At 47.8% G+C, this 21,662-nt stretch carries 21 protein-coding genes and 1 rRNA gene; 13 read left to right on the plus strand and 9 right to left on the minus strand.

All coding sequences use genetic code 11. From position 1 onward, the window contains the following. The first annotated feature begins 24 nt into the window (after positions 1-24). The 6 genes from QXH45_05440 to QXH45_05465 all read left to right on the plus strand — a co-directional run bounded on the left by QXH45_05440 (position 25) and on the right by QXH45_05465 (position 5,627). On the plus strand, positions 25-495 hold the full coding sequence (locus tag QXH45_05440) for an ATPase (GenBank protein ID MEM2078692.1): 471 nt from the start codon (positions 25-27) through the stop codon (positions 493-495). Beyond that, positions 492-1,088, plus strand: a complete 597-nt coding sequence (locus QXH45_05445) for a V-type ATP synthase subunit E (GenBank protein MEM2078693.1) — start codon at positions 492-494, stop codon at positions 1,086-1,088. The genes QXH45_05440 and QXH45_05445 overlap by 4 nt, the downstream gene beginning before the upstream one ends. Before the next feature lie 32 nt (positions 1,089-1,120). Continuing rightward, entirely contained in the window at positions 1,121-2,068 is a 948-nt protein-coding gene (locus QXH45_05450) for a hypothetical protein (GenBank protein ID MEM2078694.1), read from the plus strand. Beyond that, positions 2,056-2,403: a hypothetical protein gene (locus tag QXH45_05455; protein MEM2078695.1), complete on the plus strand. Its 348-nt coding sequence runs from the start codon at positions 2,056-2,058 to the stop codon at positions 2,401-2,403. Before QXH45_05450 ends, QXH45_05455 begins: the two co-directional genes overlap by 13 nt. Positions 2,404-2,465: 62 nt before the next feature. Further along, on the plus strand, positions 2,466-4,220 hold the full coding sequence (locus QXH45_05460) for a V-type ATP synthase subunit A (GenBank protein ID MEM2078696.1): 1,755 nt from the start codon (positions 2,466-2,468) through the stop codon (positions 4,218-4,220). Continuing rightward, positions 4,221-5,627, plus strand: a complete 1,407-nt coding sequence (locus QXH45_05465) for a V-type ATP synthase subunit B (protein MEM2078697.1) — start codon at positions 4,221-4,223, stop codon at positions 5,625-5,627. It begins immediately after the preceding gene. On the opposite strand, the gene QXH45_05470 is transcribed toward QXH45_05465, so the two are convergent. Beyond that, positions 5,624-6,343 (minus strand): MBL fold metallo-hydrolase, encoded by a 720-nt coding sequence (locus tag QXH45_05470; protein MEM2078698.1) that lies wholly within the window; start codon positions 6,341-6,343, stop codon positions 5,624-5,626. The genes QXH45_05465 and QXH45_05470 overlap by 4 nt on opposite strands. Positions 6,344-6,392: 49 nt before the next feature. Here QXH45_05470 and QXH45_05475 point away from each other — a divergent pair, with 49 nt between their 5' ends. Continuing rightward, entirely contained in the window at positions 6,393-7,112 is a 720-nt protein-coding gene (locus QXH45_05475; protein MEM2078699.1) for a diphthine--ammonia ligase, read from the plus strand. On the opposite strand, the gene QXH45_05480 is transcribed toward QXH45_05475, so the two are convergent. From QXH45_05480 to QXH45_05490, 3 genes are all read right to left on the minus strand, one after another. Further along, positions 7,074-7,316: a hypothetical protein gene (locus QXH45_05480; GenBank protein MEM2078700.1), complete on the minus strand. Its 243-nt coding sequence runs from the start codon at positions 7,314-7,316 to the stop codon at positions 7,074-7,076. The two genes, QXH45_05475 and QXH45_05480, sit on opposite strands and share 39 nt — an antisense overlap. A 105-nt stretch (positions 7,317-7,421) precedes the next feature. Beyond that, on the minus strand, positions 7,422-8,867 hold the full coding sequence (gene proS, locus QXH45_05485) for a proline--tRNA ligase (protein ID MEM2078701.1): 1,446 nt from the start codon (positions 8,865-8,867) through the stop codon (positions 7,422-7,424). Further along, positions 8,836-10,461 carry a M28 family peptidase gene (locus QXH45_05490; protein ID MEM2078702.1) on the minus strand — a complete coding sequence of 542 codons (1,626 nt, stop codon included), beginning with the start codon at positions 10,459-10,461 and terminating at the stop codon, positions 8,836-8,838. Before QXH45_05490 ends, proS begins: the two co-directional genes overlap by 32 nt. A gap of 58 nt (positions 10,462-10,519) precedes the next feature. Here QXH45_05490 and QXH45_05495 point away from each other — a divergent pair, with 58 nt between their 5' ends. Beyond that, positions 10,520-10,990, plus strand: coding sequence for a hypothetical protein (locus QXH45_05495; GenBank protein MEM2078703.1), 471 nt, complete (start codon positions 10,520-10,522; stop codon positions 10,988-10,990). Here QXH45_05495 and QXH45_05500 read toward each other — a convergent pair. Continuing rightward, positions 10,976-11,995, minus strand: coding sequence for a site-specific integrase (locus tag QXH45_05500; protein MEM2078704.1), 1,020 nt, complete (start codon positions 11,993-11,995; stop codon positions 10,976-10,978). The genes QXH45_05495 and QXH45_05500 overlap by 15 nt on opposite strands. Before the next feature lie 182 nt (positions 11,996-12,177). Here QXH45_05500 and QXH45_05505 point away from each other — a divergent pair, with 182 nt between their 5' ends. Next, positions 12,178-13,149, plus strand: a complete 972-nt coding sequence (locus QXH45_05505) for a DHHA1 domain-containing protein (protein MEM2078705.1) — start codon at positions 12,178-12,180, stop codon at positions 13,147-13,149. Here QXH45_05505 and QXH45_05510 read toward each other — a convergent pair. After that, the gene (locus QXH45_05510; GenBank protein ID MEM2078706.1) at positions 13,146-13,952 is read right to left on the minus strand and encodes a DUF2258 domain-containing protein; all 807 of its coding nucleotides are present in this window, start codon (positions 13,950-13,952) and stop codon (positions 13,146-13,148) included. The two genes, QXH45_05505 and QXH45_05510, sit on opposite strands and share 4 nt — an antisense overlap. Positions 13,953-14,051: 99 nt before the next feature. Between QXH45_05510 and QXH45_05515 the strand changes: the two genes are divergently transcribed. Beyond that, positions 14,052-14,282, plus strand: a complete 231-nt coding sequence (locus QXH45_05515; GenBank protein MEM2078707.1) for a hypothetical protein — start codon at positions 14,052-14,054, stop codon at positions 14,280-14,282. Positions 14,283-14,299: 17 nt separating this feature from the next. Beyond that, entirely contained in the window at positions 14,300-14,767 is a 468-nt protein-coding gene (locus QXH45_05520) for a hypothetical protein (GenBank protein ID MEM2078708.1), read from the plus strand. A 1-nt stretch (position 14,768) separates the two neighbouring features. Here the strand turns inward: QXH45_05520 and QXH45_05525 are convergent, their stop codons facing one another. After that, positions 14,769-15,395, minus strand: coding sequence for a hypothetical protein (locus tag QXH45_05525; protein MEM2078709.1), 627 nt, complete (start codon positions 15,393-15,395; stop codon positions 14,769-14,771). Positions 15,396-15,422: 27 nt separating this feature from the next. Here QXH45_05525 and QXH45_05530 point away from each other — a divergent pair, with 27 nt between their 5' ends. Together QXH45_05530 and QXH45_05535 are read left to right on the plus strand one after the other, a co-directional pair. Then, a complete protein-coding gene (locus QXH45_05530) occupies positions 15,423-16,439 on the plus strand; it encodes an SIS domain-containing protein (GenBank protein ID MEM2078710.1) in 1,017 nt (338 codons plus the stop codon). Between the two features lie 13 nt (positions 16,440-16,452). Next, complete coding sequence (locus tag QXH45_05535; protein ID MEM2078711.1) at positions 16,453-17,322, plus strand: phosphatase PAP2 family protein; 870 nt, start codon at positions 16,453-16,455, stop codon at positions 17,320-17,322. Here the strand turns inward: QXH45_05535 and QXH45_05540 are convergent. Together QXH45_05540 and QXH45_05545 are read right to left on the minus strand one after the other, a co-directional pair. Continuing rightward, positions 17,291-18,157 carry a geranylgeranylglycerol-phosphate geranylgeranyltransferase gene (locus QXH45_05540; protein ID MEM2078712.1) on the minus strand — a complete coding sequence of 289 codons (867 nt, stop codon included), beginning with the start codon at positions 18,155-18,157 and terminating at the stop codon, positions 17,291-17,293. The genes QXH45_05535 and QXH45_05540 overlap by 32 nt on opposite strands. Before the next feature lie 346 nt (positions 18,158-18,503). Continuing rightward, a 23S ribosomal RNA gene (locus tag QXH45_05545) occupies positions 18,504-21,583 on the minus strand. Positions 21,584-21,662: the final 79 nt, after the last annotated feature.

The following is a 21,662-nucleotide window of genomic DNA, read 5'->3' on the forward strand; positions in this document are numbered from 1 at the left end:
TTTAATCAAGTTGGTGATTAACCCTTGGATGCTCTCGCTATAGGGATTGGTTACTTTGCCGCCGCACTACCCGTCATAGGAGGCGTGATCGGGTCTAGTAAGGGCATGCAATACGCTGCTAGCGTCGGAGCCTCCGTCTTAGCTGAGGAGCCAACGCAGTTCAGGAACGTATTGATACTAGCAGCCCTCCCGATGACTCAGACTTTCTACGGACTTATTCAGATGATATATTTAATCTCCATTTATACCCCCTTGAAAGATGGTATGATAGAGCTTTCGAAAGCTCTCGCCTTACTCGGATTGGGCTTCATAGGATTCATGACAGAAGCCCTCTCAGCGTGGGCCCAAGGAGCCGTCTGTGCAAGCGGCATCGCTGAACTCCCTAAAACGAAAGGCGCTAACCTAGTCAGTACTATCATCCTAGCAGCCTACGTGGAGCTCTGGGGTATTCTCGGAATAGTATTCATGATACTCGGCATTACGCTGATCGGGTGAAAAGACTTTTGGAGCCGGAGAATCAGGTAATGGAAGCTCGTAATAGATTGATCGAGGAAGCTAGAAGAAGGGCTAACTCGATAATAGAAGAAGCTGAGAGGGAAGCTGAATCAATTATTCGTAAAGCTGAAGAAGAGTGGGAAAGGAACGCCCTTGAATTGAAAAACAGAATACTGGAGGAGGCAAGGCAACAAGCCTCCCTCCGAATATCAGAGGCTCAAACAGTTTCAAGACTTAGGATATCTCAGGAGTTATCATCCATTATTGAAGAATTATTCCAACAGGCAGACAAAGAATTAGAGAATCCGCCAGCCTCGGTGATCGAGCAGTCCCTAGAGAATTTACTACTAGAATCGCTTAAGTATGTCGATAAGCCGAGGAAAATTCGCGTGGCAAAAAGGGATGTCGAAATAATGAAAGATGTTGCAAGGCGTCACAACTTGAACGACGTTGAGATAATTCCAGAAGATATTAAGGGTGGGCTCATTCTTGAATCAGAAACCGGGATCATAATTGACAACACCTATGAGTCGAGATTGGCGGTTGCTCGAAGAGTTCTGGTACCGATAATCCGCAAGAAGATATGGGCTTGAGGGGAGATTTTACAGACACAAGAGGGAAAGAAATGCAACATGTGCACGCATTAACCTTGGAGGAGGTTTCATCTCTCCTCCAATATAATGATTTAGCGAATGCTTTCTCCTCCCTTTCTGAGAAGGCTTTAGCTGGAAGAATATTGAAGAGGGTTTCAACACAATTTTATACTCTATTAGACGTTCAACGAGACATCGACGACTACTTCACTCTTAAGATAGGCGAGCTTCTCGAGGCAACAAAAGATGAAACCGCCAAGAAAAACTTGACCTTAATACTAAATCTTTCAGAGCTCGTCAACATTGTAACGATTCTCCATAATCTAAGCATTGGGAGAAAACCTGCGATCATATATCCCTCGGTCTTAGTAAAGAAAATCCTTCCTCCCACTGGGGAGGAGATCGATCTGACTGCGTTAAAGGAAAGCGTTAGCAAACCTTTCGGCAGACTCATAGATCAATACGTTATCAATAAGAAGATTGAAGCAAGCGAGATTAGAAGGGCACTCAATAAATCCGTAGAGGGGGTTGACAAGATATCCAATTATAGGGTTTGGAAAGCGATCGGCTTATACCATGACATCATAGCTTTAAGACTCTGTAGAATGTTTCCAGAACTAATTGGCGAACACGTTAGCCTACTCATCCTAGAGGATAAGGCGTTTAAAGACGCCTGTAACATGGATTTGCCAGAGCTCTCTAAAACTGCTTCAGGCTATAGAAGAGTGGTTATGGAGTTTTTTGAGGCCTTGAATGATGCTTTATCTTTCCTTGGCGGAGTTGAAGCCGTTGATGTCGCGTTGATCTTAACCATGATGAGCATCTCCAAAACACTCACAGGAAGCGTTGAAGAAAGCAGCGTTAAAAAACTGATACATCTCATGGCAAATAGTATGATTTTGAAACTAATTGCTCTCTCCATCTACACTGGTTTCTATAAAGTGGAGCTTCAGAGGTTGATGAATAAGTGGCTGAAGTAAAACATCCCCCATTTCCAGAGAAGAAAATACTAGTTTTAGGAGACCCTATTTTAGGTTTAATAGGAGTGGCCGCCGGAGCCGATGCCCTGATATACAGGGATAATTGTAGCGAGACAGTTGAAGAATTGAAGAAAAATCTTCACAACTACAGTGTTATAATTTACTTCCGAGAGATGGAGTCGAGATGTAAGAACTTGAGCATCCTGCTCAACGAGTTTAGACAGCATGGACTAGTGATAGCCTTAGACAATCCTAGAGAAGTTGAAAAAATCGACGTCATAGAGTATTACAGAAGCATTGTGAAAAAGTATTTAGGGGTCAGCATTGAGCTTTAACCTGATGAGCTGTTTTTTATTTTCGAACACGCTTAATCTAGTGTGTTTACGAGGTGTCGAGTTTGAATAATAAAGGAGTTATTTACAAAGTATCAGGCCCTTTAGTAGTTGCCGAAAACGTTAAAGGCGTAGGAGTCTACGAGGTAGTGGAAGTAGGGGAAGAAAGACTAATAGGTGAGGTCATCGGTGTTGAACAGGATAAGGCTATAATCCAAGTATACGAGGATACTACAGGATTAAAAGTCGGGGACCCTGTCTACCCAACTGGACAGCCGTTATCAGCGGAACTCGGCCCGGGGCTTTTAACGTCCATATTCGACGGGATTCAGAGGCCCTTACCCGTAATTGAGGAGTTGGCTGGAATTTTCATTAAAAAAGGCATCAAAGCCCACCCCTTGCCTAGGGACAAGAAGTGGAGTTTTAAACCCCTCGTGAAACCTGGAGATTTAGTTGAGCCCGGGGATTTCATTGGATCCGTTAAAGAAACCGAGCTAATCACTCATTACATCATGGTTCCGCCGAATGTCAAGGGGGTTGTTAAATGGATCGCTGACGAGGGTTCATATACTATTGAGGAAACTATTGCACAAATAGAGAATACCGAGGTGAAAATGTATCAAAAATGGCCTGTCAGGAAGCCTAGGCCGTACATCGACAAACTAGACGCTAGGGAACCATTGATAACCGGGGTGAGAATCATTGATTTCTTCTTCCCGATCATCAAAGGAGGGAAGGCGGCAATACCCGGGGGTTTCGGCACAGGAAAAACAGTTGCTTTGCAAGGACTAACTAAACGAAGCGAAATAGACATTACCATTTACATCGGATGTGGTGAGAGAGGGAATGAAATGGCAGATGCTCTCCATAGTTTCGTTAAGCTTACAGACCATAGAACTGGTAGACCCTTGATGGAGAGAAGCGTGTTCATCGCCAACACAAGCAATATGCCGGTTGCGGCGAGAGAAGCAAGCGTGTTCATGGGAGTAACCATTGGTGAGTACTACAGAGATATGGGTTACAATGTATTGCTAGTGGCTGACTCCACTAGTAGATGGGCTGAAGCAATGAGAGAAATTAGCGGTAGGCTTGAGGAGTTGCCCGGTGAAGAAGGCTTCCCTGCATACCTGGGATCAAGGCTTGCATCATTCTATGAGAGAAGCGGGCTGGTGAAAACCGTAGGGAAACCCGAGAGGCTGGGCAGTTTAACAATAATAGGGGCTGTCTCTCCTCCTGGGGCTGACTTCAGTGAACCAGTTACTCAAGCTACGTTGAGAATCGTGAGAGCATTATTCGCGCTAGATGTCAACCTTGCGTATAGGAGGCACTACCCAGCTATTAACTGGCTCACAAGCTATAGTCTCTACGTTGAAAACGTTAGAGACTGGTGGAGTAAGCAGGGAGTAGAGTACGAGGTGGTAAGGGAGAAACTGATGAATATTCTGCAAAAAGAAGCTGAACTCGAAGAACTTGTTAGGCTAGTGGGGACCGAGGCGCTCCCGGCAGAGGATCGACTACTTCTAGAGGTTGCAAGAATGATTAGAGAAGACTTCCTTCAGCAAGACTCTTTTAGTCCCGTCGACGCGTTTTGCCCCCCGTTGAAAACCGTGTATATGGCGAAGGTGATAGCAATGTTTTACGACTACGCCAGAGAAGCTTTGAGAAGCGGTGTAATGCTAGAGAAGATACTTAACCTCAAGGTTAAAGAAAAAATCGCTAGAATGAAGGAGATACCATTGATCGACTTCGAGAAGTCATTCATGGAGATTATGGATGATATCAAGAAAGAATTTGAGTTATTGAACCAGGAGGTGGCATGAATGAGTCTAAATCTAGTAATAAGGGAGAGTAAGAGCCTACTTAAGGCTCAGGGAAGCTTGTTATTCGTGGAAACAATTCCAGGAGTCTCATATGGAGAGTTAGTTGAAGTGGTCCTTCCGAACGGCGAAGTCAAGCTTGGGCAAGTCATTGAAGTAGGAAAGACGATGACTGTAATACAAGTATTCGGCGGCGTCACAGAAATAGACCTGCAAAAAACTCGTGTCAGGTATAGGGGAGAAGTCCTCAGAGCACCTGTATCAATAGACATGTTGGGGAGAATACTCGATGGCTTTGGAAGACCCATAGATGGAGGAGGAGATATAGTTCCTGAAGATTATTTAGATATAAATGGTTATCCATTAAACCCCTCAGCAAGGCTCCCTCCTTCAGAGTTCATTGAGACGGGGATGTCCGCCATAGACGGATTATTCAGCATCGTGAGAGGGCAAAAACTCCCAATCTTCAGCGGTTCAGGACTCCCCCACAATAGAGTAGCAGCACAGATCGTTAGGCAAGCTAGAGTTTTGGGAAGGGAGGAAAAATTCGCTGTAGTCTTCGCGGCTATAGGAGTTCCCTACGATGATGCAATGTTCTTCATAGAGAACTTTAGGAGAACAGGCGCGATGGAGAGGACCGTGGCGCTAATCAACACTGCCAACTCACCAGTTATTGAGAGAATAGCCACTCCTAGATTCGCATTAACTATAGCAGAACACCTGGCATGGAACTACGACATGCACGTACTAGTAGTGATGACCGACATGACTTTCTACTGTGAAGCTTTAAGAGAGTTGAGCGCAGCTAGAGAGGAGGTACCTGGAAGAAGAGGGTATCCGGGATACATGTATACTGATCTGGCAACGATATACGAGAGAGCGGGTAGAGCAGCAAACAAGAAGGGAAGCATAACCCAGCTCCCCATCCTCACTATGCCAGACGATGATATCACCCACCCAATACCGGACCTCACCGGCTACATCACTGAAGGCCAGATTGTATTCTCAAGAGGGCTGTGGTTGAAGGGTATTTATCCCCCAATAGATCCTTTAATGAGTCTCTCAAGACTGATGAAAGACGGAATAGGCCCAGGTAAGACGAGAGAAGATCATAGTGGAGTTTTCATGCAACTAATAAGCTCATATGCCGAAGGAGTTAGACTGAGAGAGCTCTCGGTCATAGTCGGTTCTGAAGCGTTAAGCTCCAGGGACAAGAAGTTCCTAGAGTTCTCGGACGTGTTTGAAAGAAGGTTCATCGGGCAAGGAGAGTTCGAAAGGAGAAGCATTGAGCAAACCCTGGACATAGGTTGGGAGTTATTGGCGATTCTGCCTGAAGAGGAATTGAAGAAGGTTAAGGTTGAGCATATTAAAAAATATCATCCAAGGTACAGAGCAGGGCCTCGAGCCTAAGGTAGATTCAGCTCGAACCCCCCACCAGCTTTTATGAGAGAACTCCTGTATCTCTCCTCCATATACGACACAGCCCTGTCTCCTGTACAATGTAGCGGTATTAGTCTCCTTATACCCAGCTGTGTTATCATTGAATCGACCGTCCTCTTGATCACCTCATCTGGAGCATTCCTCAAATGATACCCTCCTATCAGGACTCCTATCTTCTTGTGGAAAATAGATGAAACCTCCCTGAGGCTTTCAACACCTGGATGTAAGCAGCCGGACACGACGAGCAACTCGTCCCCGAGGTCGTGTACCAGGTAGTGTTCGAAAGGCGGTCCGTAAAAAGGCCCTGTTAAATAAGTATCCTTCGCTAATTCAACTGTTTTCAATGTTTCAAACGGCATAAGATCATATGATCGAATCAATTTGCCTAAGGTATTCATCGAACCATATGGAATATAGGTAGTGAGATGCGGGTTCTCCCACGCTACGTGCTTAAACCCTCCGTAGTGGTCTGAATGAGGATGGGATACTACTGCTACATCTACTTTCGAAGCATCTATTCCAAGCCGTAGCATGTTGTTTTCCAGTGATTTCTCGTCTGGGCCCATGTCAAACAATATCCTGAATCCACCATTATCCAGTAAAATAGACAACCCGTGCTTCGCGATTATGCCCTCTCTCGTCGACTTATCATTTAAAACTATAACGATCCTCATCTCGAATCGCACGAGAGATTATTTATCAAGTATTTCCTTAAATTTAAAAGGGTATTCCAGCATGAGCGTTGCCCTCTTATTCACTGGTGGAAAAGACTCTGTTTTCGCTGCTCACCTGCTTATGGAGAAGGGTTTGAGCGTTAAGGTTTTAATAAGTATCATACCCTTCTACGATTATTCCATGCTTTATCATAAGCCCTTTCCCCAAGTACTAATGCTACAGAGTTATTCGCTAGGAATCCCTCTAGAAAGCGTGAGTGTGGTGAACCCTGAAAAGGAGTTGGATGCGTTAAAGCAGGTCTTATCCAGATGTGTCAGAAAATATGGCGTTACCGCTTTGGCGTCGGGAGCTGTCTTGAGCAATTATCAAAGAAGTCGGTTTGAGAAAATAGCGTCAGAGCTTGGTTTAGAATCGGTTAATCCTAACTGGGGAATCAATCAACACGAGTACATGAAAAAATTAATAGATAAAGGAATAAAGTTTATGATTCAATCGATAACCACGATGGGATTGCCACACAACATGATCGGCAGAGTATTATCCCGCGAAGACGTGGAGAAAATTCTAATATTAGCAGATAAATACGGTTTCAACCCCTCATTCGAGGGTGGAGAGGCAGAGACAATAGTGTTAGATGCTCCGTTGTTCAAGTATAAGTTAGACTGTAACGGGGATGTGGTGAGGAAGTCTGATTATGAAGCATTCTTCTCTATTAAAAAATGCCACTTAGTCTCCAAGACTTCACAATCTCTCCAGGTAGACCTTGAGCGTCTCAGCTAAATTCTCAGGCTTAGTATACCACTTGTCGTACTTGAATGTGTTATTCTTTATCGTGACGACGACGTAATCCTTTTCATCTCTAACAGTTGCTACGACGTTTCCCTCCTTAATCAACTGTACTTCTCCAGCACTTTTATCTTGGAATTTTATACCTGGGATCTTTGAAGCTATTTGGATTTTGAATTGCTTGATATATTCACTCATTTTTCTCACACACCATAAAGCTGAATGTTTTAAAAAATATTCTATCCCTTTAAAATCTTAATCGGTTTCCAAAATAAATGTTATCATATAATTTTAGTCCAGGATCTAATATGTCACTCCGAGAAGAGCCCATCTATCTGCTTTTCCTCCATTACAAGACTCGTATTTCGAAGGATCGCCGAGCTGAATGGGGGACTCTACTATCTCTCCCAATAATTGTTTACCGGTTGCCTCCTCAAGCTTATCTGAACATTCCTTGGAGCCGTCCCAGGGCATTATTAGAAGACCCTTGAACTCTTCGAGGCGTTCCCCTTCGAGCTGTGTCTTCCTAACCATTTTTTCCAGATGCTTTAAGCCTCTAATCCTTAAAGATTCGCCAACTTCTCTCCAAATAGCTTCGAGTATTGGTACTAGCTCATCGATTCCCACTGTTGTCTTCGGCTTTCCATCTCTTCGGGCAATGGTAACCGTGGAGTTAGAGGCTTCTTGCCTTCCTATTTCAAGCCTCGTTGGAACACCCATCATCTCCCAGTAGTAATATTTCCAGCCCGGAGTATGCTCCAAATCTTTGTCGACGAAGACTCTAATTCCATGGTCTTTCAAAAGCCTCTCAACTTTCATCGCGTACTCTAATACGTCCTCCTCGACACCCTTCATGATTGGAACAATTACCACTTGAATAGGAGCTATCTCGGGCGGGAAGAATAAGCCTTTTTCATCCCCATGGACTCCTATCACAGCCCCAAGGGTTCTCTCGCTAACGCCGTAGCAGGTTTGGTATACGTGTTTCTCGACTCCATCGTTATCCATGAACTTTATATCAAAAGCTTTCGAAAACCTTTGCCCTAGATTTATTACACTTCCAAGCTCCAACCCCTTTCCATCCGGCATGACGGTTATGAAGTCGTAGTTATATTCTGCGCCCGCAAAAGTATCCCATGGTGGCGTTTTCACAATGAAGTAGGGTAGTTGAAGCGCGTCGAAGAATTTCTTGTAAATGTTGATCGCCTCACGTATTTGATCCTCAGCTTCGCTCATGCTCGCGTGTGCAGTGTGAGCTTCTATGAATCCCATGATCTCTCTAACCCTAAGGATTGGATGAGTCATCTTTGTCTCGTATCTGAAAACGTTGACTATTTGATACATCTTCACTGGAAGGTCCTTCCTCCCCTTTATCCACATATTCCACATGTAGTACATGACGGTTTCACTGGTCGGCCTAACGAATAACCTCTCCTCGAAACGCTTAGTTGCTGTACCCTCTACTACGAAGGTTTCGCCTCCGAAACCCTCTAGGAAATCCCTCTCCTTGCTGAAAACGCTCTCGGGTATCATGGTGGGAAAATACGCTTCCACGTGACCCGTTTCTTCGAGAAGCCGTATCATTATTTTCTGCGTGAGTCTAAGAGCCTTGAGGCCGTATGGCATCCAAACATTCATTCCCTTAACCGGGTATCTAATATCTACTATCTTCGCCTCCTTGAGGATTTTATGATACCATTCTGGGAAATCCTTGTACTTATCGAATCCTACCGGGTTCTCCTTTCCCATCAAAGTCACCTTGGATCCTGTGAAACTTGCTCAATACTTTAAACGTATAGTCTAGCTTAAATGCCTCTTCATACTTTCCAACAGCATCTTCAAACACTCCATGCAGGAGTGTCTCAGCAAAGGATTTGTTGAAATCAGTCAGAAGGAAATCGTATAAGCCTCCATCAGACCGCTGCAACATTATCCTGTAGGCACTTCCTTCTTTCTCAGCAAACTTTTCAATAATTTTCTCCACTTGCTTTACCAGGACAACCGTGCTACCTAATCCCGCATAGTAATGGATTTGTTCATTAATCCTTAAAGCCGCGCACTCCGTTAAAGCCTTGGTTAATATTCTCATGGTTTCACGATCACCGATTAATCTACGAGCCTGCAGGGTCTTGACAACAAGAGATCTGTACTCTGATGAGAGATCATCACGGATCAAATACTCGAATAATCCTTGAGCCCCAATCTCTGACGGATTAACATGCATTATGGTTCTCAAAACAAAATTCGATATGCTATCCACTATTAGATCAACTTGCACATTTTCGAAATTATCTAAACTACTATAGTGAATCTTCCAGGAAAACATTCTTTGAAGAGTGGTTACAAGTATCGTGGGAATCCCCTTCTTCAAGTATGATAAGCTGTCGAAAGAATAGTGATTTCCGCCTGAGACGGCCTCCCAACCCGGGGGCAAGGATTCTATTAACAACTTTCGAAGAGAGGGGTGATAATACACGATGGGTTCTGGTTGATGAACGGCATCAATATTTATTGAGAAAACAACGTTCTCAAGTCTCGACTTATTATTCATGACTTCCAGAAAATAGTTCGAACCCCAGGACCAGGGATAGGGCTTAAGGCTTGGAGAGCCCAGTTCCTTTGCGGTGAAGGAAATCAAGATCACATTTGGTCTTTCTCGGGTCTTGCTTAAAAGACTTGTTAAACGTTCGAGAGTTTTCAAGCCCACCAAACTATCTCCTACGCCCTCGAACCAGTGATCATGATGTGATGAAACATGTATTTCGCCCTCCCCCCTTCCGTTAAACCCTGCAATCACCGAATACCCGAAGGAACTCTTGACCTCGGCCTTTACCAGGAGCCTTGCTCTCCTAGCTTGATCCGTCTCCAAGTATTTAACAAGCCTCAAGCCGTCTCGGGAGTCCAGGGTAACTATAGGTATCGGGGGCGGGAGGCCTCGGTTGCCTGCTACGTATGGTGGGTTCGTTATTACCACCTTCCTAGTTGTTAATCCATCCTTTTCAAGAAGGATTACCGCTGAAGCACCTTTTTCATAAGCATCGAGGATCTTGACCCCAGTTGAATAATAGTTCTCAGGGTATTCCGATACCAATATGCCACCTGGCTTCATTGAGGCCGAATTACTGGATGTTAAGTAATCTTCGACTTCGACTTCAATGGTGTAAGGTAGAGGAATACAGTTTACTTCTAAATCCCCTACCGTTAAAGTGCACTCAATGGGCTTCCAAGTAGTAACAGGGGTTTTCATGAAATCCGTCCAGTCAGCGTTCTCTGATAGTTTTCTCTTCAACTTTTCAACGGTTTTCCTCTCGATATCTGAGCCGGCTATTACCTCCTGAACCAAGTGATCACGCTCTATTTATTTTTAAAAGCGGTAAATCATTTTGTATTCATGGCTGACCGTGTTGATTAAGGTATACTCTCTAACCGTCAAAAATTTGTTGAAGTTTATTGACGCATTGAAAACTCTGGGATACGTTATTGATGAGGGACCTCACGCTGTATTAGAAGACAATAGCGAGGTCTCATTGTTCAAAGGATATAGGGGCGGTGAAATCGAATTCATCGTCGTGTCACACTTTTTAACACAGTACTATAAGGCTGTGCTCGAATCACCCACTACTGATGAAGAATTCCTTGGAAAACTCTTAGAGTTGAAGTATAGCGGCGAGAGATGGAGCATCCCAGTATCCCCAGTTTACATCGTGACTTTTAACGATGCGCTGGAAGGATTCCTCAACTCCTACATGGATGAATACCCTATTGAAAACGGAGAAGAGATCGTCAACAAATACAGAACGAGCAATCCAAACTATCATAAGATAATAGAGGCCGCTGTGGGAAGAGTCCTAGATGGGTTAAGCGAGAGCTAGGTTTTTCTGAGACTTAGATATGGACGTGCCACAATACGGGCAGAACGCGGCGTCGGCTGGGATGCTCCGCCTACAACTAGGGCACAATAACCCTTCACCAGCTATCGTTGAGAGCTTATTTTCAAGCTTTTCCCTGTATTCACGCTTGATATCGTCGATCGTTAAATGTAAATAGACCTGAGTGGTCCTTATATCGGTGTGCCCCAAAAGTCTCTGAAGAGATGGAAGGCTGATTCCGCTTCTAAGGGCCCTGGTCGCGAAAGTATGCCTGAGCACATGGGGTCTCACCTTTCCAGGCGGAATACCCGCTCTTAGAGCAAGCCGCTTAAGCTTCTTATACAACCCCCCGTAGGTCAGGTTTACCAGTCTATCATCCCTCGCTAGATTGTTCAGCTTGATCCACGACTCAATCAGCTTGAATGTATCTGATGATGCCGTAACATACCTTTCCTTCCCGTATTTTCCCTCAACGACCTTAATGACTCCGTTGTCGAAATCTATGTCCCCAACCCTTAGGCTCAGGATTTCCTTACTTCTCAAACCAGTATCCAGAAGCAACCGGAGAATTAACGTATCCAATGGCCCCCTAGCTGCGGCTAGAAGCTTGTTGACTTCTTCATCGGTTAAGGCAGTTATCTTCGGTGATGGTTTCTTAACACCTGGAATCTTGAGCTCCAAGCCAAGCCATTCAAAGAATCTCTTGAGGAAAATCGTATAGTAGTGAAGCGTTGACTGCCACTTATTCTTATCAAGAGTTTTTCTGCGGGGAAACCCATTCCTAAGTCTTTCATTTCTCCATGCCAAAACATCTCTGAGCGAAACCTCCTTTAATGGTTTACTCCCTATGAACTCTAGGAAATCATTTATTGCCGACTGATAAGCTTTTATAGTATCCTTGGAAGCGCCCGTGGACTCTAAAAGCATGACAAATTCTTGAAGGACCTCCTGATTGCTAAGCTCCAGCAACTCCGACGGTGCTTTGCCAACGTCGATTCGCCCAGGCACTTCTAACCCTGGGAAAAAATCCCCGGGGTTTTTCTTTTAAACATGGGCTCCCCGCTCATATTAGCAACGGTAAAAAGAGAGGGCAAACATATAATTGAATAGGGATGAGGAAGCGTGGCAGGTGTAACCCTAAATGGGGATGATATCCTCGCGCGGGGCTGACCGTCTTGCAAGGTGATGTAATGGAGAACTGGGTTATCCTCACTCATGGCGACGGAGACGGGGTTGCAGCGGGTTCTCTTGCATACGCTTTCTTTAAAAGAACTGGGAGAAGCTGCGATGTTTTCTTCACGCACCCTGTTGGATTGGTTGAAGATTTAGCCTCCTTCACTAAAAAAGGCGACAACATTGTAATCCTAGACATCGCCGTCGATGAATTAAACAAATCGAGACTCGCCGATCTCCTTGAAGACAGGGGTAAAGACGGGAGGATCATTTACATAGATCATCATCCGATGCCCGAGGATTTCATATTAAATGGAGAAAACGTTGAAATCGTACACAATACCTGTTGCTCGGCATCGGAGTTATCCTATAGGTATTTTCACGAGAGAGGGCTCAACCCCGACTATGGAAGAGTGGCCTTAATGGGAGCCATAAGTGACTACCTCGACGAGACGGAATGGGTTAGAGTAGAACTGCTCAGATGGGATAAAAGGAGCATTTATCTTGAAGCCGGCATCGTGACGCAAGGGTTAGAGGGTTCTCGAAGAGATCATGATTTCAAGAGGAGAGTTCTTGCCCATCTGAGCGATAATAAGCTTCCAAGCACCCTGACCGAATTGGTTACTAAGGCTTTATCTCAAGCACTAGCTGACGAAGAACTTAGACTGTGGGTTAAATCCAACGTCAAAACATATGGAAAAATCTCGCTCATTGTCGACCCCAAGGGGAGTTTAGGGAGGGCGGCAAACTACTCAATGGTGTACGGTGAAACCCCTATAGGATTAGCGGCTGAAACCCGCGGAGAATTATACGTATTAAGCCTGAGAAGTAGGGCGGGCGTTGACCTAAATAAATTGCTAAGAGAATTGAGCAAGCGGCTAGACATTCATGGGGGAGGCCACCCGCATGCCGCCGGGGCAAGAGTGAGAAGAAATTTGTTTAAAAAATTCTTGGATGAACTTAACGAGCTCGTTGCGAATCAATCTTAGACCATTAGAGAGATTTTTTCCTGAATAAGGTTATTAGCCTCCTCAGAGCCTAATTCGACGGGCTTAGTCGAGGCAAGCTCCTGCAAAATGATATCCGTGTTTTCAGCCAATACTTCTTTCCCCTTCTCAGATGATTTCAAAAACCTATATCCTCTTCCATCCATTATGATTATAGCATCTATTACGACTCCTCTTTCACTGGGTTCCAGAGTTACCATGCCTATAGTTTGATCCTTGTGGTCTACCATCTTGAATAGTAGTCCGTCAAGGGCTGTTTCCCCGAGCAGATATATAGATTTCACATTTTTCAACAAGTCTGCTCCAGAAACAATCTCTAGGGATTGTTGAACAACCTGTGCCTCCTCGGGTTTAATCGCTTCTTCAACCCTTTCAGCAACAGGTAGAACTGAATACTGTTTTATAACTTCCTCAAGCTTCTCCTTCAAGACTTTCTCAACGGTTGCTGAAACTTGTTCATCTGGAATCCTCTTGAAAACCTCCAATTTTAGTGTGTTGTAGTCGAATACTATTCTCTTAGAGGGTTCATCGATCCTGTACTTCACTCTTATTCTAACAGCATCCCCCTTATCGGTACGCAATGATTCAACAAGCACGTGATAAATAACCCTATTTAGCTCTGCTGAAGCCCTGGCGGCTTCCCTTGCGAGATTTTTATCATTCTTTATTTCGTTTCTTAATTGAGCGAAAAGTGTTCGCCTCACTTTTGTGGCGTAGCCTCCGGATATGACGATCCCTGTGTTAAGTTCCCTTATCAATGGTTTCGAAAGGCTGGGCTCGCTCAATTAATACCACCATAAATATATATTATGTTGTCTTGGTATATTACTGTTTCATTTACTTTTATTAGCTCCTCATCAATAATTCTATATAGGAGGAGAGTCTTGGATTCTGATGTTCATTTCGAGGGGGTTGTCGTAGGGATCGAACAACCCGATGGGATCGAAGAACCCTGCCTCCTCGTGAATGGAAGAGCCGGGGACTACTCTGGAGAGTTCTACATAATCCTGGATGAGAAGTCTTACAGCGAAGCCCTTAGGCTGGGAATTGGGCAGCAAGTCGGGGGAAAAGGGAGAATCATATCGTACAAACCTCTGATTATTAGAAAGGTTTAGGTGGAGGTAGTTTGAGCCTGAAACTCCTCTCGAAGCCTCCTAGGATCAAGGTCCTAGAGGCCATTGGGGCAATCGGCGACGGGAGAATCAAACTGATAGGTGATAATAAAGCCCTGGTCAAGTCTAGCACTGGGGAGAAAGAATACAAGGTAGTGATTATGAAGGAAGGGATAGATGCGTTTAGGGTTTTCAGCAATGATAACGGAACCATTTACAAAGGTTACGTTGGATACCCGATCATAGCCCTCCTAATAATGAAGGGCGAGCTACCGCTTGATAATGTTGTTGCAAAGGCTCTCAGCGGTATACCGTGGAGGGAGCTTAATGAAAAATATCAGAGATACGCCGTCGTAGAGAATATCGTGATTTCGCGGGCAGAGAGGCTTGGAGTCCAGCGGACAACGATAGATGAATATGTTAACGTAGTCTACAAGAAGCTTGGAGTGGTTAAAATCTACTTCGATGAAACGTTGGGCTCTCAGTGATTCAGAGAAGATTTATCTTCCCCTTAACTATCTTAACGTACTTCCTCCTCACCAATTGGTCCAGGATTCGGCGGGCATCTGTTTTATCGATTTTTAACTCGTTAGTCAGTATGAACATTGCATCCCTGAGGCTTAAATCACCGTAAGTCATCATAGAATCTTTCAATAGCTCGTATGCTTTTCCAACCGTACCATATGGTTTGTCTATGATCACTAGGTCATCGTCGAGTATTCTAAAACGTATCTTCAACAATTTTCTCTTGTTGAAGTATATGTAGTCGTTTTCAGCTTTAGATATGATTGCTCTTTCGAAAATCCTTGGAAATCTTAGCCTGGAAATAGGTGTAGTGAAGACGATAACGTTTTCCAAATACCCATTGAAAAGGGGAAGCCTGGAGGGCTCAACTATTACGAGTCTTCTCGAAGTAGGGGACAATTCTGTAGTCAATTTACCGGGCTCTAAACCACTCCGTTGTAACGCTGGGAGAATTATATTCTTCTCATCGATTAACACCAGTGGATCTGAGGAGGCTCTAGCCACATGGTAGATGAGCTTCGCAACAAGATTCATGTAGTGTGTCTGAATTATTTTCCATCCCGTGGTTAAATCCTCTATTAACGGGTTCATCTAATTCACTAAGTAATATTTATTCCCGTGGCTTCTTTAATCATAACTGGTGACTTGATGGAAGAAATGTATCTAGAGTGGGCTAGGCAGGCTAGAAATGCGTTTGAAAAAGACCACGGTTTGAGATTTGATAGGGTTTTCAGGAGCGTAGTAGTAGCGGGCATGGGAGGTAGCGGGATCGTTGGAGACGTTTTAGCGACGCTTGCAACACTTTACTCATCGACGCCCGTGATAATTATTAAAAACCACGTTCTTCCACACTTCGTCTCCACCGATGACTTGTTGTTGGTCGTCAGCTATAGTGGCAATACTCTTGAAACCCTTCGATTATTTGAGACAGGGTTGAGGAGAAAGATACCGATGACCACCGTGTCGAGCGGGGGCTTATTAAAGGAGAAGTCCCTCGAGCAAGGGATACCTCATGTTCAACTGCCAAAGGGGCTTGCCCCGAGAGCATCCCTCCCATCAATGCTTTACGGGATTCTCAGAATTTTAATAGACAATGGCTTATTTCGGACGCCGCCAGGAATGGTTGAAAACAGCATAATCTTCCTTGAGAAAACAGTAGGAAAAGCCCTCGCCGAGGCAGGGTTAATCGCAGAGTGGATCCATAATGCTGGAGGATTACTAGTAATATCGACTCATACACCCCTGGAAGCCCTTGCTCTAAGAGGCAAGAACGAGTTTAACGAGAACGCTAAGATCCCCGTCAAAATTGATGTATCCCCTGAATGGATGCACAATGACATCGTAGGATATGAGAGCCCATTCCTGAAGGACTTCAGCATACTTGAAATAGTAGATCCGGATGACAAGGTGGGGGTCAGTCTCGTCAACTTCATGGAGAGAATCTATTCGAGAATAACAAGCAAGTTTTACAGACTGAGTTTGGAGGGCGGGAACCTGTTGGAGAAGCTGATGTATGGATCACTATTGCTGGGATTGTCTAGTTGCAAACTCGCGAGAATCAGGGGATTAGACCCGTTGAGAACCCTGTACATACAAGAATATAAGAATGAGGCAGAATCGATCTTCAAAGATTAACCCGGGATCCTTGTTGAAGCAGGACATCTCGCTTGAGAAGCTACTCTTGGTCCTCAACGGTTTTCTCCTGGGATTCTTGATCATAACCATCTTAACCGACGACGTTAGAGCATGGATCCTATGGAGTCTTCTAGGGGATGAAAAGTTCTATCTTACAGCGGGAATCATACTGTTCTATTTGATGGAGAGAAATACTGGAGTCAACGTTGCAGTAGCTGTCTTGCTTTCAGGCTCGCTGAACATTTTCCTGAAATACGCCTTCAACCTACCCAGACCCCCCCAGGAGCTTTGGAGAGGAGAGGCTTCCGGACCCGGGTTCCCAAGCGGCCACTCCCAAGTCTCCACATCCTTTTGGAGTTCAATAGTATTTCAAAAGAAAACCATGGGTTTAACAATCTCCTCGTTGATTATTGTGACTGGAGTATCTCTCAGCAGGATTTATCTCGGAGTACATTATCCACTGGATGTCGCCGGGGGAGTGATCTTTGGTCTAGCATGCGGAATATTACCCGCCTTGAATTCCCCAAGCAAGGCTTCACGATATAGGCTTGTTACTCTCACCGTTGCCTCTGCATTGAATATTGTGAACTTAATGAGGGGGAGCGAGGTCTTGGCGAGTCAGGCTCTTCTAGGATTATCTCTCTCCCTAGCGTTCAACCATAAGAGGATTGACTCGGTGGAGACCCTTCTGAGAGGGTTCAGGACGCGGGACAGAGTGTTCATCGGGGTCTCGACCGCCGTAGTCGCTATGATAGTTTATTCTTTATCATCATCCATACCTTATGGAGTCTTAACGGGTTTCTTCCTTCTCGGGTTTATCATGGTTTCTGCTCCGAAAATCTATTCCATAGTCACAAAGAAATGGCAGGGCCGATCCTGCTGACCCAGAAGGCCAAGAGGCCGAGCATCATTGCTTTCAAAGTGTTTCTTCTCGAGCTTTCTAGGACCTGCTTGTCACCAGGCTTTCCACATGCTTTGAAAAGGCTCCTCGCGTAGAAATAGCCGGCGAGCGAGATTAGGGTTATGTAAGCAAGGCTTGCCCCGCCTATGAGTCCAGCCGTGACACCGAGTAAGGGTCCGAGTAAACCAGCTGCTTTGAGTATCACCAGGGATGGTTGAACCCCGATTCTCAAGGGTATGGTGTTGTAACCCATAGACTTGTCTCCCTCCATGTCCTGTACAGCTTTCAACACTTCGCGTCCCGTGTTGACCGTGAAGATCGTTAATGCAAAGAGCGTTGTGAACACTATAGAGTCCTCTGGGAGTCCCGAAGCCACATAGCCATACACAATTGGTCCAGTGGTTGAAGCTGACACCATGAACTGGCTCCACCAATACTTCCGCATAAAGTTGTAGAGCACTCCTATGGACAAGTAGATGAGAGTTACTGCAACAAGACTCCAACCCACGGCCACGTTGACTAAGACCGCTGCGGAGGCTAAGATCATAGTTAACGCCCACGTTGTCCCAACCTTCGCCTTCCCGCTTGGAAGAGGTTTCCACGGCTTGTTAACCCTGTCGACCTCGACATCGACGATGTCGTTAACCAGCATGCTGGCAGCTGTCGCAGTGAAGCCCGTGGTGAAGCCAGCAAGCATTAGCAAGGCTTTCCCGTAGTCAATACTGTATGAAGAGTATGCAAGAATCGAGAATACTACGCCTATCCCACTCATAAAGGAGTTCAACGGCCTGATCATCTTTAAATAGCTCGTGTTCATAGGGGTTCCCTTTAAGCCCCAACCTATTCAAAGTTGAATCATAAAATCAAATATCATGGTCCATAGTAATAAAGAAGCTTAAGTAGAAACTATTAAGGAGTGGTTAAAGATAGGAATCATTCAGTGATGAAACGACGGTAATCTAACCCTGCTAGGGGATGAGGACCGTTACCCTTCCTGATAGAATATAACATCTGAACAATCAAGTTTATGCTCAACAGAAGTGTTTCCACAGGAGAGCGAGCGCTGTGGGGGCTGGTGCATTCAGAGTTTATACTCGAATTCATGGGATCCCGCTCTACCCCGGGTCGTAGATAAGCTTACACCCGGCTCGTCCCCTGAGTGAGATACTGCGGCGTCGGGCGATTGGGAGCGGCGGGCTGAACCCCTCGGGGATAACCCCTTGGGGCTTACACCCCCGCCCCATCAACCCCGTCTTCTACGGGAGCCCGTGCCGCCGCGGCAAAGCCGCAGCGACTGGCCGCCTCTTTTCGGGGAGGGGTTCCCGCTTAGATGCTTTCAGCGGTTACCCCTTGCGGCGTGGCTGCCCGGCTTTGCCCGCCAGGACAACCGGTAAACCAGAGGCCGCGCCGCCCCGTTCCTCTCGTACTGAGGGCAGCTTCCCCTCAGGCGGCCCGCACCCCCCGCGGGTAGAGTCCGACCTGTCTCACGACGGTCTAAACCCAGCTCACGTTCCCCTTTAATGGGCGAGCAGCCCCACCCTTGGGAGCTGCTGCACTCCCAGGATGGGAAGAGCCGACATCGATGTAGCAAACCGCGGGGTCGATGGGAGCTCTCGCCCGCGACGACTCTGTTATCCCCGGGGTAACTTTTCTGTCATGCCCGGCCCCCACCGAGGGGGGCACGAGCGTTCGCTAGGCCTCGGTTTCCCGTCCGGACCCCTTGTGTTCAAGGGTCCGGTCAGGCCGGCTTTTGCCCTTGCACTCTACGGCGGAGCTCTGACCCGCCTGAGCCGACCTTTGGGCTCCCGTGTTATCTTTTCGCGGGAGTGCCGCCCCAGCCGAACCGCCCACCTAGCGTTGTCCCCTCGGCTGCCCGAGGGTTAGGCCCCCGAGTTACGATAGGTGGTGTTTCATTGCCGCCTCCGCTGTGCCCGGAGGCACAGCATCACGGGCTCCCACCTACGCTACGTACCGTAACCCAGGGGCCAGCGCCAGGCTGCGGTAAAGCTCCACGGGGACTTATCGCCCTGCGGGGGGTTGCCGGACTGTGCACCGGCTCCGTGTCTTCACGGGGCCCCGGGTCAGGACAGTGGGGACCTCGTTGATCCATTCATGCGCGCCGGAACTTACCCGGCAAGGCATTTGGCTACCTTAAGAGAGTCAGAGTTACTCCCGGCCTTCAGCGGCGCTTCGCCGGGTTGCACCCCGGTTTCACGGACCGCCAGTGGCCAGGATTCAGCCCCCGTACAAACCCTTTCGGGCTTGCGGGGACCTATGTTTTTATTAAACAGTCAGGCCCCCCTAGGCACTGCGACCTGCGGTCCCAGGGTTATCCCCCAAAACCGCAGGCACCCCTTCTCCCGAAGTTACGGGGCCAATTTGCCGAGTTCCCTGACCCGGGTTATCCCCCAGACGCCTTGGGCTTCTCACCCAGGGGCACCTGTGTCGGTTCTCGGTACGGGCGCGGGGAATCGTTCCCCACCCCCTTTTCAAGGGCCCCCGGAGTCGGTGGAAGGCTCCTAACGGAGCCCCATTCCCGGCTTCAGCCCCTTCTCACCATTACGGTTCTCCGGGGCCTTCACCGGTTAGCTGGGTCGCGCTCATACGAGCGCCCCCAGTCCACCTATCCGGAGGCGTCAGAGGTGGGGCTTGCGTTGCCGCACCTATCCCCGCGGCACGGGAGTATTAACCCGTTTCCCATTCCCCGGGTCCGTGTTACGGCCCGGGTTAGGACCGGCTAACCCTCGGCCGACGACCGTTGCCGAGGAACCCTTGCCCTTTCCGGCGGAGGGGATTTTCACCCCTCTTCGCTGTTACTGCCGCCGGGATCTGCACCCGGATCGGGTCCACCGGACCTCACGGCCCGGCTTCTGCCCCAACCCGGCGCCCGCCTACCGGATCACGGCTCCATCGGAGCCGTGCCCCGAGGTCTCGGCGGCCGGCTTGAGCCCCGACCAATCTTCGGGGCCCCGCGACTCGGCGGGTGAGCTGTTACGCACTCTTTAAAGGATGGCTGCTGTTAGGCCCACCTCCCCGCTGTCTAAGTCGCGGGACGCCCTTCGATTGGCACTTAGCCGGCACTTAGGGGCCTTAACCTCGGTCTGGGTTGTTCCCCCCTCGGCCCCCAGCCTTACGCCGGGGAACCCCACTCCCGCCTTCTACGGTGGCCACAGGTTCGGAGTTGGACCGGGGGCCGAAGCCTTTCGGCTTCCGCACCCCCGATCCGTAGCTCTACCCCGTGGCCAACCTCAGGCGGGGCTGGGCTGAGACCCACTTCGGCGGGAACCAGCTATCACCGGGCTAGATTGGTCTTTTGCCCCTAGACGGGGGTCATGGGAACGAATTGCACGTCAGAACCCTTTCGGGCCTCCACCGGGGTTTCCCCCGGCTTCGCCCTGCCCCCGCCTAGATCGCCCGGTTTCTGGTTCCACGGCAGTGACTCCAGGCCCTTTGGGACCCCGCCCCTCGCCGCTGAACGCGGCTGCGGGCTTGTCGGTTTCCCTACGCCTACGGGGCTTTGACCCCCTTAAGCTCGCCACTACCGTGGACTCCCCGGCCCGTGTTTCAAGACGGACGGCGCGACCCCGATCAACCCGTCTCGTACTCCCGAGTCACCCCGGTTTCCTTCGACGGGTTTCACTTCTTAAGGGCCGCGCCGTATGTAACCGCCCGGTTTCAGGCTCTTTTCACACCCCTTTCGGGGTTCTTTTCAGCTTTCCCTCACGGTACTTAGTTCGCTATCGGTCTCGGGACGTATTTAGCCTTGGAGGTCGGTGACCCCCAACTTCCCACGGCAAAACCAAGCCGTGGTACTCTGGTTCCCGGGCAGGAGCCCCCATGGTTTAGTCTACGGGACTGTCACCCTCTACGGTGGGCCATTCCAGGCCACTTCGACTACCATGGGTCGGCTCCCTGGGGTTTACCCCCAGCCCGGGAACCCGTAACCCCACATCTCTCCACGGTCTTCCCGTGGAGATTTGGTCTGGGCTGTCCCCCTTTCGGTCGCCCCTACTCGGGGGATCTCGTTTGATTTCTTCTCCTCCCCCTACTAAGATGTTTCCGTTCGGGGGGTTCCCGCCCAGGTGACCAGGCGCCACGGATTAAACCCGTGGCGGGAAGTCCCATTCGGCGATCCCGGGTTCGACGGCTGCATGCGCCTACCCCGGGCTTATCGCAGCTTGCCACGGCCTTCCTCGGCGCCCGAGCCGAGCCATCCACCGGGCGGCGTCCTCGCCGCAGCCCCAGGGACGAGGAGCAGGATCCCATGAATTCGACTGGTACCCCTGAATGTACCAGCCCCCACAGCGCCCATCACCCCTTGT

The organism is Thermosphaera sp., assembly GCA_038827615.1.
In the GTDB taxonomy this organism is placed as follows: Archaea; Thermoproteota; Thermoprotei_A; order Sulfolobales; family Desulfurococcaceae; genus Thermosphaera.